Raw genomic sequence first — 235 nt, forward strand, 5'->3', positions numbered from 1 at the left:
TGTTGGAAATGCAGCAGCGCGCCGGCAACTCCCTGGAATATATCGAAAGCGTACAAATCGACCTGGTCCCGGACGAGGTTTACGTGTTCACGCCCAACGGCCGAATCATGGAGATGCCCAAGGGTTCCACGGCCGTGGATTTCGCTTATGCCGTGCACACGGAGGTCGGCAACTCGTGCATCGCTTGCCGAATCAACCGCCGGCTGGCCCCGCTGTCCGAGCCGCTGCAAAGCGG

The 235-nt window shown here is 60.9% G+C and carries 1 protein-coding gene; it reads left to right on the forward strand.

The features are described 5' to 3' along the window. Positions 1-235, forward strand: a 235-nt coding sequence (locus tag AC0IW7_RS25040) for a TGS domain-containing protein (protein ID WP_471821561.1), incomplete at both ends; no start/stop codon positions are given.

Source organism: Pseudomonas sp. AC229 (assembly GCF_979254655.1).